This is a genomic window from Moraxella sp. CTOTU46934 (assembly GCF_031979465.1).
GTDB lineage: Bacteria > Pseudomonadota > Gammaproteobacteria > Pseudomonadales > Moraxellaceae > Faucicola > Faucicola tetraodonis.
In genome coordinates this window covers 121,565-143,153 of the sequence record NZ_DALZEG010000001.1, presented here as the reverse complement: position 1 = coordinate 143,153, position 21,589 = coordinate 121,565, and the positions used below count along the sequence as shown (strand labels likewise).

Below are 21,589 nucleotides of genomic sequence, written 5' to 3'. Positions count from 1 at the left end.
CCAAGGACTGTTGGGATGTCACAAAAATACTTTATGGCTTATTGTAGTGAGATAACGCTGACTGCGGCGTTGAATCAACATACGTTTACCCAAATTCTGAACCAATCTATCAAAAACAATACCAGCTCTGGTATCACTGGTTTTTTGCTGTACGATGCGGGTAAATTTTTTCAGTATTATGAAGGCGATGAGTTAGCGTGTGCAAACTTACTTCATGCGTTAAAACAAGATGATCGCCACACCCATATCAAAATCATTGGTCAAGGCTATATTTCAAGTACCGTATTTGACAACTGGTTTATGGGCTGTTTTGATTTATCCAAGCATTCCTATGCATTTAAACACCATGCTTTTATAGAATCATTTGATGTGTATAGTTGGGACATGCAAGAAGTCGTCAAGCTGATTGATATCATGTCAGAGCAAAGAATCACTTACATCACGCCGCAAAAACCTATCAAGTCACTGTTTAGTAAACGCTTTATGCGTATTCGAAATTTCACCCTGCCGTTTCAAGGTTAGTGGCTAATTTCAAATCTACTAATTCGGAAAGTTAAAACGGTATTATTGCCACCCGTAAAAATAAAAAACCTATTGATAACAATAGGCTGATTAAAATAAGCATGGCAAACCGATAAGCCGGGTTCTGTCTAGGACGAACATTCATCTAGGCGTATCGTTACCAATACGCTCAAGCAACCTACCCGTGTCCAACGCGGGCAACGCCATACGGACACCTATTTGGTCTTGCTACGAGTGGAGTTTACCTTGCCATGAACTGTTACCAGTCATGCGGTGGGCTCTTACCCCACCCTTTCACCCTTACCTTATTGCTAAGGCGGTCTACTCTCTGCTGCACTTGTCGTAGGCTTACGCCCCCCAGCCGTTAGCTGGCACTCTGCCCTGTGTAGCCCGGACTTTCCTCCCCTTACCCACTGTAAACAGGGGCAAGCAGCGTTCGTCTGGTCTGCCAAGGCAAGCATTATAGCAGGCTTTATCTATTTAGTCACGGTCAGCAGGCAACGCATACGTACCGACTGCATGCGCCACAGGTCTGTCATCACCTTCTGAATAAATCAATACATCGCCTACCGCAAGCGTGCGCCCGACTTTGATAAGCTGGCATTTGGCAATAAGGTTGGCTTGTGCAGAGGGTTTTCGTAGAAAAGACACGTTAAGATTGGTAGTCACTGCCAATGGGACGATACCAATTTCGCCCAAAATAGCCACATATAGCGCAACATCAGCCACTTTCATCATCACAGGCCCTGATACCGTGCCACCCGGTCGTAACTCATCATCACCGATAGGATGGGATACAATGGCTTGACCGTTACCCACCGATTCGATGTGGCAGTTGGCTTGGGGGAAAGATTGCTTCAGAAAAGCACTCAGTTCTGCTTTATTGGCGGGCATAGACATTCCTTATCTATAATGAATCTATAATGACGTTGTGAAAAATAGGGGTTGTGAAAATTTATTGACTGGTTTTAGTTTGGGTGATGCGCTCAAATTTGAGCAGCAACTGCGCTGGCGTCTCCAAATAGTTGGGATCTTTTGGGATACAATCAGGTACAGGACAAAACAGCGAACACTGCGGCTCATCAAAATGACCGACACACTCGGTGCACAGCGCAGGGTCAATCTCATAAATCAACTCGCCCACATAAATCGCATCGTTGGGGCAAAGGGGCTCGCAGACATCGCAGTTGATACATTCATCAGTGATTATTAATGCCATAGCTTTTAAAACATTTACCAAGAAACGGTTATTTTACCACGACTTACCAACCCTGTTGTTTTTTTCGTTCAAACGCCTCTTCGACACATGGCGGTACAAATTTACTCACATCACCCTCTAATTTGCCAATTTCGCGCACCAGCGTTGAGGAGATAAAAGAATATTGCTGCGATGGGGTCAAAAACACCGCTTCAAAATTTGGGTCTAGTTCACGATTGAGATTGGCGAGCTGAAATTCATACTCAAAATCTGACATTGCCCGTAGTCCACGCAGTACACCTGTGGCTTGTTGATTTTTTGCCAAATCCACCAATAACCCATCAAAGCCAATCACAGATATATTGCTCAAATCTTTATCATGACAGGCTTTTTCTACCAGTCCAATCCGTTCCTCTAAAGTAAATAGCGGTTTTTTATGATGCCCAATCGCCACTGCGACAATCACCTCATCAAACAGGCGGCAAGCGCGCTTAATCAAATCAAGGTGCCCTTTGGTAATCGGGTCAAATGTACCCGGATAGATAATTTTAGTATAAGGGGTTGCAATTGGCTGGCTGGCTGCTGACATGGCTGTCTCTTTATGATAAATAATGCGCTATTTGGCGCTAACAATACGGCTAAAACAAAGATTGCTAGTTTGTTGCTAATCCTAGCAAAATTTGACGCCAATTAACAATTAAATCTCACTATCAATTTGTGTGTAGCGTGTTATCATGACAGCTTTGCAGCATTTTACCCAAAGCTTAATTAAAATTTAGGGTAAAGCGTAATAATGAAAAACCTAGCAATTAAAAACTTAGTAATCCAAAGCCCAATAATCAACAACTTAAACTTAGTAATCAAAATCTATGAATTGATTTATTGGGATTTATCGCCATATTAAACGGCTTGTCATACTGATTTATGTAGCACGACTCTTGTAATAAGATTATGGCAATAAGATGATTAAAACATGCTGTGCAGCATTGGGTATGTCCGCGATGTTGCAGCAAGGAAACCTAAATGACTAAAAAACCAAAAATGCCTAGCCTGATTGCTAGCAACAAAAAAGCGCGTCACGAGTATTTTATTGAAGAAAGCTTTGAAGCGGGGCTTGAGCTACTCGGCTGGGAAGTCAAATCCATCCGTGCCGGTAAAATGCGTATCACCGAAAGCTATGTGATTTTTAGAGATGGTGAAGCCTTTTTGTTTGGCGCGCATATTCAGCCGCTGTTATCGGCATCGACTCACATTGTCGCTGACCCCCTTCGCACCCGTAAACTACTGCTGCACCGCCGCGAGATTGATAAGCTCTTTGGCATGGTTAACCAAAAAGGTCATACCTGTGTGGCGCTTAAAGTGTACTGGAGTCATGGACGCGTCAAATGCGAAATTGCTTTGGCAAAAGGTAAAAAACTGCACGATAAACGCGCCACCTTAAAAGAGCGTGATTATCAACGCGAAAAACAACGCGGGTTAAAAAACTTAGTTTAGTTGGAAATAATAATGAAAAAATTAGATGCTCATGAAAGATTATCTAGCCAAAATTTAGAAAATACTGCTAATAGTATTTCAAACCAAAATGTTACTGTAAAAGAAGCTCTGCTATGGTTTCTAACTGAGTTTTGCGGTCAACTTTTGATTGGCTTGTTATTCACCTCTGTTATTGGACTCTTTATTTGGGTAGGAATTTGGAGTTTAGTACTAATTGTGCCTTCAGTGTTAGCCATCTATTATGTTTTAACAACACGCAATGTTTTAAATAAATCATGAAAATTTCTTCCCGCGATCGTAATTTTGATGAGATTAGTGAGCATTTTGAGAAAAAGATTTATGGCGGCTTGAAAGGTGAAATTCGCCTAGCGGTGCTGCGCCATGATATTTTTGGCTGGGTAAAGTCATGGCAACAGACCCACAACCGACCCCTTCGCGTATTGGATGTTGGTGCAGGCTTGGCGCAAATCAGTATCGAACTTGCCAAAGACGGGCATGACGTCACCATCAATGACATCTCTGCCAATATGCTTGAGATTGCCAAACAAAACGCAGGCGAGGCGGCACAAAATATCACCTGGCATACCTGCCCTTATCAGCAATTGGATGATAAATTAACCGGCAAATATGATTTAATCCTGTGTCATGCGGTGCTTGAGTGGTTGGCTGAGCCAAAACTGATTATGGATTTTTTTGATCGGTGGCTTGTCGATGATGGCGCTGAAAAAGGGGTGCTATCGCTGTGTTTTTATAACCCTGCCAGCTTTGTGTACCGTAACTTGGTGATGGGCAATTTTAATCTACTAAATAACAAAGATTTTAAAGCCGATAATGGCAGTTTGACGCCCAATCACCCGGTGGCAAAAGATGAGGTGATTGCTTGGATTAATGACCATCATTACCAAATCTTGCATACGTCAGGGTTACGGGTGTTTCATGATTATTCACCGCTCAAGCGTGGTGGACATACCAATCCACAAGCGGTAATTGATATGGAAGTCGCCTATAGCGGACAAGACCCTTATAAATGGCTAGGGCGTTATTTGCATTTTTTGGTGAGTAAAGCTAATTAGTAATAACCCGCTTGCTGCATTGAATCGACTGCCAACGCTTGTCTTTCGCCATAGAATCTCACAGGTATCGGGCTGACTTCGATATCCCCCCAAGACTTGAGTAATACTGAGGCTTCGGCATTGGGGTCAATTGGAAAGGTGTTACTTAAACTGGCATACAGTGATTGCTGATCTTTGGCAGCCAGCCATTCAATCAGCCCCAGCGCCAACTCGGTATGCTTGGCGGCATGGGGAATGGCAACCCCTGTGATGTTGGTACTGACGCCGCCGTAGCCCTTATTGATCCATTTGATTTTAATCGGGGTATCTGGATGCGCTTGTAGATAGCGTCCGTAGTGGTTGCTGTTGACCAGACCGATTTGGCATTTGCCGCTTTCTATGGCCTTTAGCACTTCACTGTCATCCAGCAGCACAGGGACACTTATATTGGCAAGCCAGCCTTGCATCACTTCTTGGGTGCGTTTATCGCCCAGATTATTGATGAGATTGACCACCAGTGACTGATTAGGGATGTATTTGCCTTGGCTTAGGCACAGTTTTTGTGACCATTTTAGTTTAGACAAATCGGCATAGCTTGAGATGTCATTGGTGTGGAGTACACGACTATCATACACTGCGGTACGCGCGTAGCTCGATAACGCAATCCAATTGCCATCAGGATCACGATAACGCTCCGGCACATGCGCCACTGCTTTTTCGGCATTAAAGGGTTGTAACAGCCCCTCTTCGACTGCGGTACTAAAAATACCCGCATCCTCAGTCAAAATCACATCCGCAGGGCTATTGGCACCTTCTGCTTTCAACCGTGCCAAAATTGACATTGGCTCATCTTGCACGATATGAATCGGCACATTGATTTGCCTAGCATAGCTAGTTAATAACGGCTCAAGCGCCGCTTTGTCAATGGAGGTGTAAATCGTGAGTTGATTGGGCACTGCAGCAGCCGCACTCGCAATACTTGCATTTGGTGTCGCATTGGTATTACTGGCATTATTGCCATTAGCAGTCGAAGCCGATTGTGACGTTGTGGATGGCGGCGTCGAGGAAGGACTACAGGCAGTTAACGCACCCGATATACTCACCAAGGCAATTAACAAAGCGCTGATGGCTGATGATTGCGCATTGACATTGGTACGCACCTTATGACCCATCATACAATCCATCACATCACTTGCTTTCAACACAGCTTAACCTTCTTCAACAGCTTTGCCTGACCATCGCTCAATGGATGATGGCTAAATACATCATCGCTCAATAGAGCGCCTAAAAAACTTTGGATGATTATAGCATTTTGCCCCAACATAATTCTTAAAAAAACTTTGAATGAATAGTTTTTTAACCCTAGTTTGTCTCAACAATTTTTTGTATGCAAAAAATGCCCTTGTTGCAAAAAGTGATGGATTTGCATCGCCACTTCATCATTTATCAGGAGTCCAGTATGGGACGCATTGACGATGATATGGTCTTTGGCAGCGGCAAGCTGGGTTTCATGCACAAATACCGTGCCGTCATTGGGCTGCAGATGCGGTTCAAGCTTGGTAAGCTCACGGTTACGGGGTAATACCACTTTGCCAAGCCCCACCGAACGAACCCCCGCAATACTACCTAGCTGTACTTCATCGTTGAGTGCAGGCGCATTGCCATCTAGCCCCTGCAGATACGAGCGACCGACGAATTTGGGCAGGATTTTGACGATGTTATTGGCACTGATGCTACCATTATGCGGCGTCCCAAGTGTCACACAGCGGGTAATATGCCACTGTGGATAGCGCTGCAAAAAGTCTCGAATGACCAGCCCACCCAGACTATGACCGACCAAATAAATAGGCGCATTCGGTTTTTCATGTTTGGTCAGCCAGCGGTGCAAACGGCGGCTATGGTTGGCAAGATTATGCGCGACGCTAAAATAGCCAAACCTGTGACACTCGTAGCCAAGTTTGCTGAGTTTTTTGGCAAGCGGTCGCATCGCCCAGGCATGCATGTGCAAACCATGAATGAGGATGACAAGCGGTTTGGGTTGGCGTTTTATCATAAAGCCTTTTGTATCTACAATTTTTATCTATGATTTGTATTTATGATGCTAAAAATTTGGAAAGAATGCCTCCCGCTTAGCTTATCATTTTCTCGGTTACCGCGACGGATTTGCAAAACATTGTTACCATTTCATACTATAATTGCGGTTTGTGAATTGATAATAATGATTTTATACAGGCTTTTTGCTTTGAAATTTTGGCTTAAATTGGTTTACATAAGGCGCGCTATGGCATTTGAATCCCCAATCCAACAAGCTTTACAACACTACCCTATCACGTTGGCGCTGGTGGTAATTTGTATTGGGGTGTTTACATTACAGCTATTGTTTGGCGTCAATCCGACCAATCCCACTAATCAATCGTTAATTGCTTGGGGTGCCAATTTTTTACCCTTTTCGCTGGGTGAAGCCCCGTGGCGATTGGTGACCAGCCTGTTTTTGCATATTGGTTTTATGCATTTGCTGTTTAATATGTTTGCTTTGTATTATTTTGGACAAGTGGCTGAGCGGATGTTTGGCGCTGTCAATTTTTTAGCGTTGTTTTTGTTATCAGGTATTGGCGGCAATTTGCTCAATAACTTTTTGGGCTTGCATAGCGTGATGGCAGGTGAGCCGCCGATTATTAGTGCCGGTGCGTCAGGTGGTATCATGGGTATTGGGATGGCGCTATTGGTGACAGCGCTAACCAAAACATCATTCAATAATTTTGCGTTAAATTTTCGCTCGTTACTGATAGTCATGGCGATTAATTTAGGCTATGGTTTTTTGGTGGGCGGTATCGATAATGCCAGTCATGTGGGCGGTGCAATGATAGGTGGCTTGCTGGGTATGGTTTACGTCATGCAGTATCGCGTTATCCGCCAGCAGCAGCTATTCGCCCATAAAGCTAGTAGCACACCTTGGCCACCCAATCATCTTGGCGATGGACCAATCTCTGCTAGCACTGCCCCATTCATCCCGCCTTCTTTAGTGGTGTTAAAGGGTAAAATCATCACCGCAAGCTATGTAGTGTTGATAGTGGGATTTATGGCGATGTATGGCTGGCTACATATCAGTTTTATGCAATTATTGAATCTTGCATTGCCAAGTATTATCCACTAACTTTTAATAATTTTTTAACGGGATAAAAATTTTAGGGGTTGACCGTCTAAAACGCTTATTCCTGCGCCCTTTTGCCAATCTTGTTTGCCAATCTAGCAAGTGACAATGCTATAATAGCGCCACTATTTAGCCAGTGAAAAGGACTAGCCAATGACCGTCATCAAGAAAGACGACTTTATCAATTCTATCGCCAACGCCTTTCAATATATCAGTTATTATCACCCAAAAGACTTCGTTGATGCTGTATATGAAGCGTGGCAAAAAGAAACCAACCAATCTGCCAAAAACGCCATGGGGCAAATCCTCACCAATAGCCGTATGTCAGCGATGGGTCATCGTCCGATTTGCCAAGATACTGGTAGTGCGGTAGTGTTCCTTGATATCGGTATGAACGTGCAATGGGACTTGCAAGGCTCAGCAATGAGCGTTGAAGACATGGTTAATGAAGGGGTGCGCCGTGCTTACAACAATCCAGACAACCCACTTCGGGCATCCATCCTAGTAGACCCAATTGGCAAACGTCAAAACACCAAAGACAACACGCCAGCAGTGGTTCACATGAGCGTGGTACCGGGTGACAAAGTTGATGTGATTTGTGCCGCGAAAGGTGGCGGTTCAGAAAACAAAGCAAAATTTGCGATGCTAAACCCCTCAGATTCGATTGAAGAATGGGTGTTAAAAACCGTCCCACAAATGGGGGCAGGTTGGTGTCCACCTGGTATCTTAGGTATCGGTGTCGGCGGCACGCCAGAAAAAGCCATGATGCTTGCCAAGCGCTCACTTATGGAACACATCGATATCCATGATTTACAAGCCAAAGCCCAAAGCGGTGCCGAGCTTGATAGCGTTGAGCGCTTACGTCTCAATATGTACGACAAAGTGAACGAGCTTGGCGTTGGCGCCCAAGGTCTTGGCGGCTTGACTACCGTGCTAGATGTAAAAGTACTAGACTTTCCTACCCATGCCGCAAGCAAAGCGGTTGCCATGATTCCAAACTGTGCGGCGACTCGTCATATTCACTTTACCCTAGACGGTCAAGGTGAAGCAGCCTTGCCTGTCCCTTCACTATCAGATTGGCCAGAAGTGTCCTTTGGCTCCGATGATGTGATTAAAGTCAATGTTAACGACTTAACCAAACAAACCTTAGGTCAGTTTAACATCGGTGATACCTTACTACTTAGTGGTAAAATCTTAACGGGTCGTGATGCCGCGCACAAACGCATGGTCGATATGCTTGCCAAAGGCGAAGCGCTACCCGTGGATTTACAAAATCGCTTTATTTATTATGTCGGTCCTGTCGATGCCGTGGGCGATGAAGTGGTTGGTCCTGCAGGTCCCACTACCTCAACGCGCATGGATAAATTCACCGATACAATCTTGGATCAAGGCTTGATTGGGATGATTGGTAAATCCGAGCGTAGCCCTGCGACCTGTGAAGTCATCGCCAAACATGGCGCAATTTATCTCATTGCAGTGGGCGGCGCCGCCTATTTGGTATCAAAAGCTATCAAAGGCGCTAAAGTACTTGCTTTCCCAGAGCTAGGCATGGAAGCGATTTATGAGTTTGAAGTAGAAGATATGCCGGTGACGGTCGCTGTAGACAACCAAGGTAACAGTATCCACCGTTTTGATAAAGTCGCAGAACGCGCCCAGCAAGTGATTGCCGAGCCTGTACGTTTTGTGCCTTAGTCAATTTTTTCAAGATTTTTAATATAAACAAAAGCCTTAAGTATTTCCTTAAGGCTTTTTTTAGGTTAAAAAAATACCCAGATAATGTAATATCTGGGCAGGAGGAAAAGTGGAGAAGTTTATAGTTATTGTTATAGCTAATTGTTATTATTTATAATATTTCTTTTTTAACTGTTTAGCTGGGCTACAAATACACCTATACACCCATCAAACCGTACGATAGGAGCTTTGGGTAGCATTTGGCATGACAATCCATAACACGATATATATCAAAATACCTGGCACTGCAACACTCGCGGTTGAGATAATCACAAACAACAAACGCACCAATGTTGCATTCCAGCCTAAATACTCTGCAATACCCCCCATCACGCCTGCAATCATACGATGATTCTGAGAGCGATGAAGTTTTACCAGTTTATTTGCCATTCAATTTTTTACCTGTTAAAAATAAAGAAAACCACTTACGACTTAGTTAAAACCTAACATCTTTAAAATTTGACGCCTTTAAAACTTAATGTCTTTAAAACTTAATGCCGTTAGAAAACTCAGTGCCATCAGCTAAAATTACTAATTAAAGATGCTATGTTTTGGTCATGATTTATTATAAGCAAATGCAGGGTGTAGTTGGGTGACAAAACGTAGAATGATGTTTCTTTTGGTAACTTTTTCTACAGCATTATTATCATGAGCGATTATGAGGAGCGCTGTTATCGTGGCTATCTATATAGCATAGCGTGTATGCGCCGATTCTTACAAATTGTGATACTAGCGTTACAAACGATTGTAACTTCGTAGCGGCTAATCGATTATCATAGCGTTACTTTATATCCTTATTCTTTATATCCTTAGTAGGGATATCTATCCAAGTAATCAAAAAATCAAGTCGATAAAAAATAGTTAAAAAAACATAATGAAGTATTGAGGAAAGCATGATGCAAGATGTGGGTATCATTATTGGACATTTTGAGCCGCTGCATTTGGGGCATGTAAGAACGATTTTGCATGCGTCTGGGCAAGTCAAAGATTTATATATTTTTATTACCGCTCACCCTGCGCCAAATCCAAATTTTTCCATTGATTTGAAAGATAAGGCGCGCTGGATGACCATGGCATTTGCTGATTTGCCATTTGTGCATATAGAGATTTTACCTGATTTGGTAACCCCCTCGTATGAAGACAATTATCAAGATTTAAGCGTTGATCAGGTTAATGCGGTATTAGCGGATTTGCAACAACGTTATCCTAAGTTGAGCGCGTCTAGCGATGCGGCAGGGACAGTAACCCCGGTGGTGTTTATGGATGAAACCCATCCGTTTGTCAATTATGATTTACATTTACCGGTGGTGACCACGCCACGCCAGCACGGTTTTGATAGCCGCAAGATTCACAATAATCCCGCGCTGTATTGGTCAGCCATTCACCCGCAAGCGCGAGGTGACTACACCAAAACTGTGGCATTGGTGGGTGGTGAAAGCTCAGGTAAAACCACACTACTGCATAAGTTAGCCAACTATTATGGTGCAAGCTATGGCTTAGAAATGGGACGTTTGTTTGTACAAACTGATTTGGGCGGTACTGAGCTTGGTATGCAATACGATGACTATCCGCTCATGGCAACTGACCATGAACAAGCGATACGCGCCGCCAAACGCTTTGCCCCTGCCCCAATCACCTTGGTGGATACAGATTTTGTGACCACGCAAGCATTCTGTGAAGAATACGAAGGGCGTACCCACCCGTTTTTGACCGCCTGTATCGATGAGTTTCGCTTAGATTACACCCTGATGCTTGCCAATAACACCCCTTGGGTCGCCGATGGGATGCGCTCTTTAGGCAGCGAGTCCCAGCGTGAGCGTTTTGAAAATCGTTTAAAACAAATCTTTGCCCGCCATCATATTGCCCCGCTGTTTATTGATAGTCCAGACTATCACCAGCGGTTCTTGGATGCGATTGCGCTCATTGATGCACACGTTTTTCACCACTACCAAGATATCGAGGCATAAAATAATTTTCTAGACATACTTGCTAGACATGCTTGGTAGACATGCTTGGTAAATATGCTAAAAATTTTTGGTTTTATTTTTTAAAGCTTAATTAAAAAAATGTTGTTATGGTTGTTATGGTTGTAATGACTGTTGGAGGCGAAATGCGAATTGCAATTTTGGATAAAATTACCGGTGAATGGGCACAAGAATGGACGGTGGCATGGTTCTTTTTTGGGATAATTGCACTGGGTACCGGTTTTTGGTTGACCACAGAACATCGAGCGTTAGACTGGTTTTATTTGGGGGTGTCTTTTATCGGGCTATTGTGTGTGGTGTCGCTGAGTTTTCGCCGCAATATCGCGGGTAATGGCTTTGGTATGTTGGCAACGGCGGGTGAAACTATTGTACAGGGAACCGCAGGTGCGGTGGGTTTGATGCTCGCGCCACTGTTTAACTTTTTTACCCATTTATATGGCATTTTTTATTGGTCAAAAAACACCGATGGCGATGGCAATATGATTCCCAAATCAGCCAATAAAATTGTGTGGTTGGTAACCATTGCCTTTATCGCGATTGGCTTGGCATTATTTCCAACTGTCAATAATTGGCTCGCGTCGATGGGTTATGGCGTGGTCGCCAACGATGGCAGTAAATTTTTGGGCGTGATTGATTTTTTTTGGATTAATGTGTTGGCATTTGTGCTATCCATCACAGCGCAAGCCACGATGATTTTACGCTATTCATTTAACTGGTGGTTATGGATTGCGGTGAATTTTGTCTGGCTGATTGTCAACTTGATGTCGCAAAATTATATTTTTGCCATTCAAACCATGGTGTACCAAATCAATGCGTTTGTGGGACTGTATGAGTGGTATCGCAGTGAGCAAAAAGCCAAAGGCTTGGCCTAAGTAGCCACTGATATCAAAAGCCCCTGATATCAAAAGCCACTGATATCAAAACCTATTAGGGTAAATTCGCTGATTTGACAAACGACTAGGGTGTGATACGATTTAGTGGTAACTGATGGGATTCACACCCATTTTTTATCAGCAATTTTTTTCATTGTCTTTATTATCTTTAAGGAAGAAGATTATGGCAAGCGTGACCCTGCTTCATTCAAAAAAATCCCTACAAAGCTGGCTGGCTGACTACGCCGTGAGCCACCAACATCCTATCAATAAAAAAATTCATTGGCTGTGCGTGCCCACGATTTTTGCCAGTATCTTAGGCATGGGAATGTCATGGCAGGCGGCGTTTACGTTGGTATTGATTGCTTTAGTAATGCTGTTTTATTTACGTCTGTCTACGCAATTATTTATTGCCATGGGCATGTTTGTGCTGTTTTGCTTGGCAGCGATTGCTATCTTGCCAGTTGGGTTTAAGTTTTGGTTTGGCGTATTTGTGGTAGCGTGGATTGGGCAATTTGTCGGTCACAAAATTGAAGGCAAAAAACCGTCATTTTTTGAAGACTTACAATTTTTGTTGATTGGGCCTGCCTGGGTTGCGAATTCGTTGAGTGAAAAATTGGCAAAACCTAAATCGTCATAAAAAACTTCATATTCACTAAGAAAACCCAACATATTACAGCGGCTATTTCCTAGATAATAACTGCAATGGCTTTGACTATCGCTAGGTTTTTTGGCGATGTATGGTCGACTTACTCACCTTGAGTGCCATATCACTTGTTACCTTGTTGTTATTATGATTAAAAAAGTATCCAACCGCTGGCAACGTATTGACGTGCCGCAAACATTCCCGACTATTCACGCGGCTTTGGCTTATTGTAAAAGCCAATTAAATAATTTGGGTGATAAAGGCTTTATCCAAATCAAAATTGCCGATGGCGAGTATTATTTAAGCCAAGTTGAAATTGATTTTTTTAGTGATCGGGTAGAGATTGTTGGCAATTTGGACGATCCTGATAAGGTGCAATTACATTTTGATGATACCGATAACCGCTGTGGCTTTTTGATGCAGCGGGGCAATGGTATTTTTAAAATCGATGGCATGACTATCAATGGGACTAAGGCGTTTTTGGGCTATGGACAGTGGCAAGATGAAGGCTATGGTGCCGGTATCATGTGCAATTACAATAGCCAAGTGCTCGTGGGTTCAAAGGTCCGTATCAATAAGTTTTATTATGGGGTTGCTGCCCGCTTTGGCTCAAGTATCCGCTGTGAACCTGGGGTGATTGTACAGTTTGCGGGGGATGTCGGTTTTTTTGCGTATGGGGGCTCGATAGATGCCCAGCAATGCGAGGCGTATCACTGTGCGCATTTGGATGAAGAGTTGGGTTTTGGATTTTGCGCGGAATCCAGCGGCTTTGTCAATGCCGACAACAGCGTATCTGCACACAACCATATCGCAGGGTTTTATGCACTCACCAATGGCTCGATGTGGTGTCATGATACCAGTGCCAGCGAAAACAAACATGGCTTTTTGGCGCTGCACAGTGGCATGCTAAGCTGCAATAGCATCAACCGACGTACCAATGCCTTTCGCAATTATGGCTATGGCTATTTTGCTGACAATGGCGGGCGTATTTTGGCTAATCGCAGTCTTGGCAATGAAAACGTGGTCGGTGGCTATTTTGCCCGTCATCACGCCAGTATCGATATCACCCACGCCAATGCCAACCACAATCAGGGTCACGGCTATACCGCAATCAATGCTACCTTGCTCGGTAACGGTGCTGAAGCGCGATTTAATCAAGGTAACGGCTTTGTCATAGGGCAGTCAGGTTTTTTGGATGGCAGTTTTTTGATGGCGTATGGCAATGCAGGCTATGGCTATCACTTAGATCATTGCCAAGCCTTTATGCCCTATGCCCGTGGCTGGAAAAACGCGCTGGGTCGTATGTACAAAGTCCATAGTTACGTCGCTATCAAATAAATTTTCCACGCCTTGCCGCGGTTTTTTGCTTACTGTTGTTTCGCTTTTTAATCTTTTAGCCTGTTAGCTTATCGTTAATAAAAGCCAATCTTTTATCAAATCACAGCCTATATTATTTAGATTCGTCAGGCCCTCACCCGCTTTTTACTACATTTTTCGTGCTATGGCGTATTCTCAAAAATTGTCAACATCGATTGATCGATTGGTTAAAAGCGTTCCAGCCAATGTTAAGCATTGTGATTAAGCACTATAATCGATTTTTTCTCGCATTCTTACCTAAAATTACAATAAGTAATGAATAAGTAATATCATTTGGTAGGGATTCGTTTTAAGGTATTGAAGTTAAAATAACAATCAAACACTTGATTTTATTATAAATACAAAAATTTTTAGTTTAAGTCTATCACTGCAATATTAGGAACATAATAACAATGAAGCGGCTAATCTTTGACCTAGATGACACCCTATGCACCACACAAAACGGCGACTATGCCAATGCCCAACCTATCACCGAAGTTGTCGAAAAACTTAAAGAATACCATCGACAAGGGTTTACCATTATCATCAATACCAGTCGCAATATGCGCACCTATCAAGGCAATATTGGCGCTATTAATAAAAACACCTTGCCAATTATCATCGATTGGCTGGCACGACATGATATCCCGTATGATGAATTATATGTGGGTAAGCCTTGGTGCGGCTTTGAAGGGTTCTATGTGGATGACAAAGCTATTCGACCCGACGAATTGGTCAAGTTAAGCTATGCAGAGATTTGCCTGCTGCTTGATTTAACACCTTAATAAAAAATAAAAATAATAACAACGTTTAAGGTAATTTAACGCCATGATACTCATTAATGCCTCTTCCTATGTCAATGCTGAATTTGAAGCAGAAATTGGGCGCATTCCACCTTGCATGCTGCCCATCGGTAATAAAAAACTATTACAGCTGCAAGTCGATGTGGTACGCCAACACTTTCCCAATGAAAAAATTCTATTGTCACTACCTGAAGCTTATACTTTGACCCTCAATGAAAAAGCAGTGATTGAGTCACTTCCCATTGATGTGGTAACAATCCCTGAAAATTTGGCATTGTCCGAGACGATTTTATATGTGCTTAATCTAGCCATTGATAAATCATACCATCATATTCGTATCATCCAAGGGGATGTATTTTTACCCCAGTTAGTTGATTGCTCAGATTGTATTGGCGTGTCGGATAAAACGCGCCAATACGATTGGCAACAAACCAAAAAAATGAAAGAAAACCCCACCGATTGGATTGGGTATTTTGCCTTTTCCTCACGGCTGGAGTTGATTAAAGCCTTGGCGATTAGTAAGAAAAATTTTGTGCGGGCGATTTATTTGTACCAACAGACGATGCCAATGAAATCGGTCAATATTGAGTCGTATTATGACTGCAGTAATTTTGTCCATTATATTCATGCCCGTGCCAATATGACCACCGAACGCGCCTTTAATTCACTGCAGATTCGTGAAGGCATGGTCACCAAAAGCAGTGATGACAACAACAAAATTGAAGCGGAAATTTATTGGTACACCCATATTCCTGCGCCACTTAGACGTTTTACCCCGCAGTTGATTGATTATCAGCAAGTGGACGGACAGTTTAGTTATAGCTTAGAGTTCTTGCCATTATTACCGCTCAATGAGTTGTATGTGCATGGGTTAAATACTACTGAATTTTGGCAACATATTTTTCAGCTATTAAAAGAATTTTTTAGTATGGCCAATCAGTCCGACGTCCATCGCCATATCGAAACCGGGTTTGCCAAATCGTATGCCGAAGATTTGTACCATAAAAAAACCTTAAAGCGCTTGTATACGTATGCCGATGATGCCGATGTCGATTTGAATAAAGCTGTGATATATGATGAAACGATGCTTGGCAGTACGCTAGAGATTGCGCAAGATTGTATCGACAAAGCCTTGGCACTGCCAAACACCGTGAGTGTCATGCATGGCGATTTATGTTTTAGCAATATCATGTATGACATGCGCGGTCGCCGGGTAAAAGTTTTTGACCCACGCGGCACGGATTCTAACGGCAATTTTAGTATTTTTGGCAACGCAAGCTATGATTTAGCCAAGCTCACCCATTCTGTGATTGGTATGTATGATTTTATCATCGCAGGGCGTTATGAAATTATCGATAGCCCTAGTGGTAGCGATATAAGATTTGATATTGATAAGCGTTTGGAGCAAATCCAGCAAGAATTTTTTGCCGGCACCTGGGTCAATGACATGACCACAGAATCTATCATGCCAGCGGTGGTGTTATTGTTTTTATCCATGCTACCTTTACACGCAGATAGACCCGATCGCCAGCGCGCCATGCTGCTCAATGCGTATCGTTTATACAAAATGTATGTGATGGAGGCGGTGACATGTTCGTAATTCCAATGGCAGGGCTAAGCAGTCGTTTTTTTAAGGCGGGCTTTGAGGTGCCTAAGTATCAATTGTCGATTGCCGATACCATTGTATTTGATTTGGCAATCAAGTCGTTTGAGCGCTATTTTAGTACCGATTTATTTTTGCTTATCGTGCGCGATGTGTATGATACCCCGCGATTTGTTGCTGAGCGATTAACGCGCTTGGGTGTGAGCAATTTTATGATTCATACCCTTGATGGCGAGACAGCGGGGCAAGCTGAAACAGTAGCGCTGGGACTCGGTGATACTAGCATTGATAACGATGAGCCGATTTATATTTTTAACATTGATACCTTTCGCTATGGTTTTGAAAAACCTGACTGGGTAGAGTCTGTTGATGGCTATTTAGAAGTATTTGAAGGCGAAGGCGATCATTGGTCATTTATTTCCATCGATGACCGTGACAGGGTGATTAAAACCACCGAAAAACAGCGCATCTCTAATCTTTGCAGTGATGGCTTATATTATTTTAAATCTAAGCAGCAGTATCTATCGTTGTTTCAACAAGCGGTTGCCCAACAGTTGACGGTTAACAACGAATATTATATCGCCCCGATGTATAATTTATTAATCGCGCAAGGCGGCAGGGTTGGCTATGTCAAAATTACGGATGATGACATTGATTTTTGTGGTACGCCGGATGAATACCAAGCGCTTAAAGCCCACGGTTTAAAGGCTGATGTTTAAGGGCTCATGGTTAAAGGTTGATGTTTAAAAATTGGCGTTTAATTGTTTAACTGTTGAAAAAAAGCTTACCATCTGTTGGGTAAGCTTTTTTATTTAGCGGATTTAGGGATAAAGACGCGAGAAAATCTGCTGTTGATCAACTGGGCTATTTTGATAAAACTCTGCCGCGGCAATACTTTTCATCACCGCTCGTTCATCTGCATGCGCCAAGCGGGTTTCGTCAACTTGGTTGGGGTACCAATATTGATAAAACAGCTGATACCAGTCATCATGGCTGATGCAGTTCATCGCCATAAAAGCATCGGTCAATGTCCACGCGTATTTGGGTAACCGCAGCCCGTAGTCTGTCATATCAAGCACAATCACTTCACTCGCCAAAAATGCCTTATGCGCGTCTAAAATCTGCTCGTTGAGTTCATTGTAGTAGCTTGGTGTGGCGGCGTAGCCGATTTGATTGGCATAATGACTGGCAATATGCTGCTCGACAGCAAGCCGCGTGCGAAAGGTATTGTCCGCAAATTTGGCATCGATATCTTGTGCATGCGACTCAAAATAAGTGGCATTGTCACGACTCATCAGGGGTGCCGACCAAAATGCCTGCAGTCGATCAGTCTTGCCAAACTGCGCCCAATCGCTGATATGAAACGCCATATGCTCAAACATGCTGGGGTCGATGGTAAAAAACGACGGCACTACAATCGGCGAATAGTCGGTTCCTTTACTTTTTGAGGATAAATGGCGCTGTGAGTGTAACGTTACTTGCTGGGTATAATAGCGATAAAATTGCAGCAGGTTGTCATTGAGCAAGTAGCTATCGGTGCGCAGTTTGAGCGCGTATTCGGTGCTGACTTGGTTTAGACCTGCTTGCGTTGAGATGATTTGTCGATTGACGTTGTTAGGGGCGTCGTAGCCAAATTTGATATTGGGCAGACCCCCAGGATCTGGGTTTAAAATCAGCTGATCGATACCCAATTTGTCGGCGCTGTCAAACTCGGCGGGCAACGCAAGCGTATCCCAAGTCGATAATACAATGGTCGCATAGGGCAAGGCTGCTCGGGTTTTGGCGACATTAGCTATGAAATCGCTGCCGTCATCGCCGCCCCGCCCTAACTGGTGAACGTTAATGCCGCCTTGAAAAATAACTGTCACTGACTGACTGGGGAGAGTATTTGCTTGCATAGGTTTCCATGATGCTAGTTATCAGTTAAATTGTTATCATTAATTATTGTTATCTGCTAACCCGTCATCATAGCGCAATTTTGTTCAATTATCGGTCAGTGATTTGTTATCTGACTTTGATGCGCCAAACTGTTAGACATTGGCTTTTAGACCTTGGCTGTTAGACCTTGGCTGTTAAACCTTAGCTTTTAGACATTGGCGCGGAGCATCACACTGGTCGCCCACGCGCGATGCGTGGCCGGCTCAAGCATACTGTTATCTTGCTTGAACACTGCCTTGGCATCGGCGGCAAGAATCGCGGTGGCTTGACTGCGCTCTATGTCGTTGACATAAAAAGCGTGTTTGACTGCAGCAATTTGCTCAGGGTGAATGATGGTTTTTCCCACCAGTCCCAAGGCGACATCTTGCCGCAATTCTTCAGCAAACAAGGCAGGTTTATCCAAATACTCAAACACGGGCGCGGTCAAATAAAAACCCTGCGGCACAAAACACGCAATTAACTGATAGATGAGTATGCCGACTGGGGTTTGATAGATCGTCACATCGGACGGGCGACGCAAGCGCAGCGAGGCAAATAAATCATTGCCGCCAATACGCAGTGCCAAAATCGACTGGCTAAACCCTTCACTAAACGCTAGCGCCAGTTCTTGGTTGTGTATAGGGTTAAAGATAAGCCGAGTCTCAAGGGTCGGCATCAATAGCTGTGTCGATGGCAATGCCTGACAAGCCAATCGCCAATCGGCAAGGCTTCGCATATCGATTTTTGGTAACACAAAGCCATCCACCAAGCCAATCGTCTGCCAACTGGCAAGCTCGCTGAGCATCAAGGCGTTGCGCGGTCGGATAAATACCATCGGGCGTGAAGCTCGCGGTGAAATTGGGCGCGATTCATCGCCAAAACCATGCGTCTCGGCGTGCTGAGCCCATGTCGCAAGCAGCTGCTTTAAGTTTGCGAGCGCGGCAGGAATTTCACTTTCACTTACCGCATCTTCCAAACAAATCACGATACTATCAATCTCAGCCAATTTTTGCTGACTAATAATTTGCCAAATATCTTGGCGCGTGGCTGGCATATATAAGGTTGCGCCCAGCTGGTAGGGATTGATAGTCGGCGCAACGGGTTCAGCCAAAAAATGATTTACAGGGTGTAATAGTGTCATAAAAGTACAATGTGCGTAAAAGAGCGATTAGGATAAATGGACGGTTAATAAGGTCGATGAGCGCAAAGACGCGGTTATCATTGACTTCTGTCCTTAATTGTGGCTTCTGTTCTTAATAATGGTGACAGCTTGGTAAGGTGCAATACTGGCATCTGCAATTACTTGAATATTTTTTTCTTTACAAAGATGACGCAGTAATGCCGTGTCTTGTCCGTCTGCCATCTCATTGACCAACACACATTCAGGGTCGCGCCGTAATATCGCGCGGGTCGCCTCGGCAATGGTGGGTTTGATACGGTTGCGATTGTTGATGGCAAAGCGCGCCGCCAAGTCATCTATCACAGACTGGGTGGTAAAAGTGGGCAACAACTTGCCCGTTAGCGGCGTTGGTGAGGGCGTTTGCTGACGCAGCGCATCAATGGTTTGGATAAACTCGCCACTGCGATCCCAAGGCTGTAACTTGTCATAATACACTGCTTGGTGCAGTCCATCACTCGGCTCACGATACAGGGTACGCGATATCAGCCCAGAGACAGTGCTATTGAGCAAACTTGCGGGCATCAGCCAATCATCATTACTTGCCGATAGCCAAGCCACCCCAGCAGGATCTGCCAACGTCACCAGGGGAATCACCCCGTCACCTTGGTGAAACAGTTGCGCTTGTTGCCGCTCATCAGTGATTTGGGCTAAACTTCGTTGCAACTCACCATAGATAGCCCCTTTACCCGTCCAACCATCGACAAACACAATTGGGCTATACGGATGCTGCTGCAAAATATATTGCAAGGCAACCGGGTCAAGCCCGCGGTCACGGATGATACTCACCCCATAATGCTGACTGGCTAACGCATAGCTGGCAGAGGCATCACTAAGCGCTTTTTGTAGCAAGACCCCAATCGGCAATCCTGCCCGCACGAGACTGACCAATATCAGCGGCTGCGAGGCACTCACGCAAGCATGAAATAGCTGATGTAAGCTAAAGGCAAGGCTTGTGACATCATTTGCCATGCGCTGTTTGCCTGCCGCCAACGCTTGATTGTACAAGGCTTCATGCGTGGCACTGGGCGGTTTTTCAAGCGTGAGCATATCTGAATAATGGCGCTGACCTGATTGGATTAACCCTTCTTTTTGCGTTGGGCTGATATCATTGACGCTATCAGCACTGATGATATCGAGCAGCAAGGTAACCTCAGAAGGTAAATAACTACCCGAAAAATTCGCCTGAATTGTCATGATTATAAACACCCTTGACTGATAGCATCATGCAGTTGCCCTCGATTGGGCGTGCCATACCAGTCCAATAATTGTAAAAACGGCAAATCCGCCAAACTATCACCAAAACCAAAACAAGGTCGATTTTTATCCAAATGATAGTCGAGCAAAAAACGCATCGCGTGATGTTTGTTGACGACGTGCGGCAAGATTGCCAAGTTATTGGCATTGACATGGATATAAAACTCATCGCCCAAACCCGGCACCTCATTTAGCACACTCGGCAGCTGTGCCGCAAACTGTAGCAAAGCATCGTGGTCTTTATGCTGATGTTTGATAGCGACGTATACCATCAAATCCGTCGCGTTATTGTCTACTATAAAATGTTCATAATGTGGGGTTGTGCGTAGTGATTCAAACCCTGCCAATCGCGCCATAAGCTGGGTCAGTTTGGGTTGTAGCGCCACCAATTGCCCTGCCATTAGCCGCTGCCAATGCGCACAAGGCTGCCCCGATGGCGCTACAATCACTGCACCGTGGGTCAAAACTTGCCAACTATCAAACGGCAGTTTGACGCGCATAATCTCAGTGGTATCTCTGGCGGTGACGGGGATGAGCTCAGTTGATTGGTATAACCAATTAAAAAAATGGCGCTGCTTTGGGGTCAAAAAGCTCAATGGCGCATTCTGCTTATCGACGGTCGCCGCCACTAACCCATCCATTGGCAATTGCCAAGCTGCAATTTTTCGCTGGGTTTGAAACAAGGTATCATCCAAATCCATCAAAGCATAAGGTTTGACTAGCGCGACTTTTGATTCAAAAAAACGGGCTTCGGGTTTAAAAAAATCGGTCATTCGCACTCACTTTTATCAAACTTAATTTTTATCGATTTTGTGGCTGATTGGG

The 21,589-nt window shown here is 44.1% G+C and carries 23 protein-coding genes and 1 other RNA gene; 13 read left to right on the top strand and 11 right to left on the bottom strand.

Translation table 11 applies throughout. The annotated features are described in order from the left end of the window. Positions 1–15 precede the first annotated feature (15 nt). A complete protein-coding gene (locus tag RTN07_RS00645) occupies positions 16–522 on the top strand; it encodes a BLUF domain-containing protein (protein WP_175405720.1) in 507 nt (168 codons plus the stop codon). A 97-nt stretch (positions 523–619) separates the two neighbouring features. Here RTN07_RS00645 and rnpB read toward each other — a convergent pair. The 4 genes from rnpB to coaD all read right to left on the bottom strand — a co-directional run bounded on the left by rnpB (position 620) and on the right by coaD (position 2,309). Beyond that, positions 620–974, bottom strand: an RNA gene (rnpB, locus tag RTN07_RS00640) — RNase P RNA component class A. 28 nt (positions 975–1,002) lie between these two features. Then, a complete protein-coding gene (locus RTN07_RS00635; RefSeq protein WP_007115445.1) occupies positions 1,003–1,416 on the bottom strand; it encodes a PaaI family thioesterase in 414 nt (137 codons plus the stop codon). 61 nt (positions 1,417–1,477) lie between these two features. Beyond that, the gene (locus RTN07_RS00630; RefSeq protein WP_007115444.1) at positions 1,478–1,741 is read right to left on the bottom strand and encodes a YfhL family 4Fe-4S dicluster ferredoxin; all 264 of its coding nucleotides are present in this window, start codon (positions 1,739–1,741) and stop codon (positions 1,478–1,480) included. 43 nt (positions 1,742–1,784) lie between these two features. Further along, the gene (gene coaD / locus RTN07_RS00625; RefSeq protein ID WP_282849149.1) at positions 1,785–2,309 is read right to left on the bottom strand and encodes a pantetheine-phosphate adenylyltransferase; all 525 of its coding nucleotides are present in this window, start codon (positions 2,307–2,309) and stop codon (positions 1,785–1,787) included. Positions 2,310–2,743: 434 nt separating this feature from the next. On the opposite strand from coaD, the gene smpB reads away from it, so the two are divergent. Genes smpB through RTN07_RS00610 form a run of 3 tightly spaced genes read left to right on the top strand, consistent with a single transcriptional unit; the run spans position 2,744 to position 4,287 of the window. Next, entirely contained in the window at positions 2,744–3,214 is a 471-nt protein-coding gene (smpB, locus tag RTN07_RS00620) for an SsrA-binding protein SmpB (RefSeq protein ID WP_007115442.1), read from the top strand. A 12-nt stretch (positions 3,215–3,226) separates the two neighbouring features. Then, positions 3,227–3,493: a hypothetical protein gene (locus RTN07_RS00615; RefSeq protein ID WP_138018907.1), complete on the top strand. Its 267-nt coding sequence runs from the start codon at positions 3,227–3,229 to the stop codon at positions 3,491–3,493. Further along, positions 3,490–4,287: a methyltransferase domain-containing protein gene (locus RTN07_RS00610; RefSeq protein ID WP_312174774.1), complete on the top strand. Its 798-nt coding sequence runs from the start codon at positions 3,490–3,492 to the stop codon at positions 4,285–4,287. Before RTN07_RS00615 ends, RTN07_RS00610 begins: the two co-directional genes overlap by 4 nt. Here the strand turns inward: RTN07_RS00610 and RTN07_RS00605 are convergent. Both RTN07_RS00605 and RTN07_RS00600 read right to left on the bottom strand, forming a co-directional pair. Continuing rightward, complete coding sequence (locus RTN07_RS00605; protein ID WP_312174771.1) at positions 4,284–5,471, bottom strand: extracellular solute-binding protein; 1,188 nt, start codon at positions 5,469–5,471, stop codon at positions 4,284–4,286. The genes RTN07_RS00610 and RTN07_RS00605 overlap by 4 nt on opposite strands. A 167-nt stretch (positions 5,472–5,638) precedes the next feature. Continuing rightward, positions 5,639–6,319 (bottom strand): alpha/beta fold hydrolase, encoded by a 681-nt coding sequence (locus RTN07_RS00600; protein ID WP_312174770.1) that lies wholly within the window; start codon positions 6,317–6,319, stop codon positions 5,639–5,641. 228 nt (positions 6,320–6,547) lie between these two features. Between RTN07_RS00600 and RTN07_RS00595 the strand changes: the two genes are divergently transcribed. Beyond that, positions 6,548–7,420, top strand: coding sequence for a rhomboid family intramembrane serine protease (locus tag RTN07_RS00595; RefSeq protein ID WP_312174768.1), 873 nt, complete (start codon positions 6,548–6,550; stop codon positions 7,418–7,420). A 150-nt stretch (positions 7,421–7,570) separates the two neighbouring features. Beyond that, a complete protein-coding gene (locus RTN07_RS00590) occupies positions 7,571–9,109 on the top strand; it encodes a fumarate hydratase (RefSeq protein WP_312174765.1) in 1,539 nt (512 codons plus the stop codon). A gap of 207 nt (positions 9,110–9,316) precedes the next feature. Here the strand turns inward: RTN07_RS00590 and RTN07_RS00585 are convergent, their stop codons facing one another. Then, entirely contained in the window at positions 9,317–9,538 is a 222-nt protein-coding gene (locus tag RTN07_RS00585) for a PspC domain-containing protein (protein WP_144917266.1), read from the bottom strand. A 506-nt stretch (positions 9,539–10,044) separates the two neighbouring features. Here RTN07_RS00585 and nadR point away from each other — a divergent pair. The 7 genes from nadR to RTN07_RS00550 all read left to right on the top strand — a co-directional run bounded on the left by nadR (position 10,045) and on the right by RTN07_RS00550 (position 17,132). Further along, positions 10,045–11,115, top strand: coding sequence for a multifunctional transcriptional regulator/nicotinamide-nucleotide adenylyltransferase/ribosylnicotinamide kinase NadR (gene nadR / locus RTN07_RS00580; RefSeq protein WP_409455525.1), 1,071 nt, complete (start codon positions 10,045–10,047; stop codon positions 11,113–11,115). Positions 11,116–11,258: 143 nt separating this feature from the next. Continuing rightward, complete coding sequence (gene pnuC / locus RTN07_RS00575) at positions 11,259–12,005, top strand: nicotinamide riboside transporter PnuC (RefSeq protein WP_203171590.1); 747 nt, start codon at positions 11,259–11,261, stop codon at positions 12,003–12,005. Positions 12,006–12,189: 184 nt separating this feature from the next. Next, a complete protein-coding gene (locus RTN07_RS00570; protein ID WP_312174759.1) occupies positions 12,190–12,645 on the top strand; it encodes an Mpo1 family 2-hydroxy fatty acid dioxygenase in 456 nt (151 codons plus the stop codon). 153 nt (positions 12,646–12,798) lie between these two features. Beyond that, positions 12,799–13,989 carry a hypothetical protein gene (locus tag RTN07_RS00565; RefSeq protein ID WP_312174757.1) on the top strand — a complete coding sequence of 397 codons (1,191 nt, stop codon included), beginning with the start codon at positions 12,799–12,801 and terminating at the stop codon, positions 13,987–13,989. A gap of 431 nt (positions 13,990–14,420) precedes the next feature. Beyond that, positions 14,421–14,792, top strand: a complete 372-nt coding sequence (locus tag RTN07_RS00560; protein ID WP_076774525.1) for an HAD-IIIC family phosphatase — start codon at positions 14,421–14,423, stop codon at positions 14,790–14,792. Between the two features lie 43 nt (positions 14,793–14,835). Next, a complete protein-coding gene (locus RTN07_RS00555) occupies positions 14,836–16,410 on the top strand; it encodes an aminoglycoside phosphotransferase family protein (RefSeq protein ID WP_312174755.1) in 1,575 nt (524 codons plus the stop codon). Further along, positions 16,401–17,132, top strand: a complete 732-nt coding sequence (locus tag RTN07_RS00550) for a glycosyltransferase family 2 protein (RefSeq protein ID WP_312174752.1) — start codon at positions 16,401–16,403, stop codon at positions 17,130–17,132. The genes RTN07_RS00555 and RTN07_RS00550 overlap by 10 nt, the downstream gene beginning before the upstream one ends. Positions 17,133–17,234: 102 nt before the next feature. Here RTN07_RS00550 and RTN07_RS00545 read toward each other — a convergent pair whose 3' ends face one another. From RTN07_RS00545 to RTN07_RS00530, 4 genes are all read right to left on the bottom strand, one after another. After that, positions 17,235–18,311 carry a WavE lipopolysaccharide synthesis family protein gene (locus RTN07_RS00545; protein WP_312174750.1) on the bottom strand — a complete coding sequence of 359 codons (1,077 nt, stop codon included), beginning with the start codon at positions 18,309–18,311 and terminating at the stop codon, positions 17,235–17,237. Between the two features lie 188 nt (positions 18,312–18,499). Then, positions 18,500–19,471: an HpcH/HpaI aldolase/citrate lyase family protein gene (locus RTN07_RS00540; protein WP_312174748.1), complete on the bottom strand. Its 972-nt coding sequence runs from the start codon at positions 19,469–19,471 to the stop codon at positions 18,500–18,502. Positions 19,472–19,564: 93 nt separating this feature from the next. Further along, complete coding sequence (locus tag RTN07_RS00535) at positions 19,565–20,704, bottom strand: cysteine protease StiP domain-containing protein (protein WP_312174745.1); 1,140 nt, start codon at positions 20,702–20,704, stop codon at positions 19,565–19,567. Positions 20,705–20,706: 2 nt separating this feature from the next. Further along, positions 20,707–21,537, bottom strand: a complete 831-nt coding sequence (locus RTN07_RS00530) for an HAD family hydrolase (RefSeq protein WP_312174741.1) — start codon at positions 21,535–21,537, stop codon at positions 20,707–20,709. Positions 21,538–21,589: the final 52 nt, after the last annotated feature.

Bases quoted from the DNA above. Each gene is read 5' to 3' on its own strand.
- RTN07_RS00585 (WP_144917266.1), bottom strand. From the start codon at position 9,538: ATGGCAAATAAACTGGTAAAACTTCATCGCTCTCAGAATCATCGTATG.
- RTN07_RS00630 (WP_007115444.1), bottom strand. From the start codon at position 1,741: ATGGCATTAATAATCACTGATGAATGTATCAACTGCGATGTCTGCGAG.
- RTN07_RS00550 (WP_312174752.1), top strand. From the start codon at position 16,401: ATGTTCGTAATTCCAATGGCAGGGCTAAGCAGTCGTTTTTTTAAGGCG.
- RTN07_RS00570 (WP_312174759.1), top strand. From the start codon at position 12,190: ATGGCAAGCGTGACCCTGCTTCATTCAAAAAAATCCCTACAAAGCTGG.
- smpB (WP_007115442.1), top strand. From the start codon at position 2,744: ATGACTAAAAAACCAAAAATGCCTAGCCTGATTGCTAGCAACAAAAAA.
- RTN07_RS00555 (WP_312174755.1), top strand. From the start codon at position 14,836: ATGATACTCATTAATGCCTCTTCCTATGTCAATGCTGAATTTGAAGCA.
- RTN07_RS00645 (WP_175405720.1), top strand. From the start codon at position 16: ATGTCACAAAAATACTTTATGGCTTATTGTAGTGAGATAACGCTGACT.
- RTN07_RS00540 (WP_312174748.1), bottom strand. From the start codon at position 19,471: ATGACACTATTACACCCTGTAAATCATTTTTTGGCTGAACCCGTTGCG.
- RTN07_RS00565 (WP_312174757.1), top strand. From the start codon at position 12,799: ATGATTAAAAAAGTATCCAACCGCTGGCAACGTATTGACGTGCCGCAA.
- RTN07_RS00590 (WP_312174765.1), top strand. From the start codon at position 7,571: ATGACCGTCATCAAGAAAGACGACTTTATCAATTCTATCGCCAACGCC.
- RTN07_RS00545 (WP_312174750.1), bottom strand. From the start codon at position 18,311: ATGCAAGCAAATACTCTCCCCAGTCAGTCAGTGACAGTTATTTTTCAA.
- RTN07_RS00560 (WP_076774525.1), top strand. From the start codon at position 14,421: ATGAAGCGGCTAATCTTTGACCTAGATGACACCCTATGCACCACACAA.
- RTN07_RS00615 (WP_138018907.1), top strand. From the start codon at position 3,227: ATGAAAAAATTAGATGCTCATGAAAGATTATCTAGCCAAAATTTAGAA.
- RTN07_RS00530 (WP_312174741.1), bottom strand. From the start codon at position 21,537: ATGACCGATTTTTTTAAACCCGAAGCCCGTTTTTTTGAATCAAAAGTC.
- pnuC (WP_203171590.1), top strand. From the start codon at position 11,259: ATGCGAATTGCAATTTTGGATAAAATTACCGGTGAATGGGCACAAGAA.
- RTN07_RS00600 (WP_312174770.1), bottom strand. From the start codon at position 6,319: ATGATAAAACGCCAACCCAAACCGCTTGTCATCCTCATTCATGGTTTG.
- RTN07_RS00635 (WP_007115445.1), bottom strand. From the start codon at position 1,416: ATGCCCGCCAATAAAGCAGAACTGAGTGCTTTTCTGAAGCAATCTTTC.
- nadR (WP_409455525.1), top strand. From the start codon at position 10,045: ATGCAAGATGTGGGTATCATTATTGGACATTTTGAGCCGCTGCATTTG.
- coaD (WP_282849149.1), bottom strand. From the start codon at position 2,309: ATGTCAGCAGCCAGCCAGCCAATTGCAACCCCTTATACTAAAATTATC.
- RTN07_RS00535 (WP_312174745.1), bottom strand. From the start codon at position 20,704: ATGACAATTCAGGCGAATTTTTCGGGTAGTTATTTACCTTCTGAGGTT.
- RTN07_RS00610 (WP_312174774.1), top strand. From the start codon at position 3,490: ATGAAAATTTCTTCCCGCGATCGTAATTTTGATGAGATTAGTGAGCAT.
- RTN07_RS00595 (WP_312174768.1), top strand. From the start codon at position 6,548: ATGGCATTTGAATCCCCAATCCAACAAGCTTTACAACACTACCCTATC.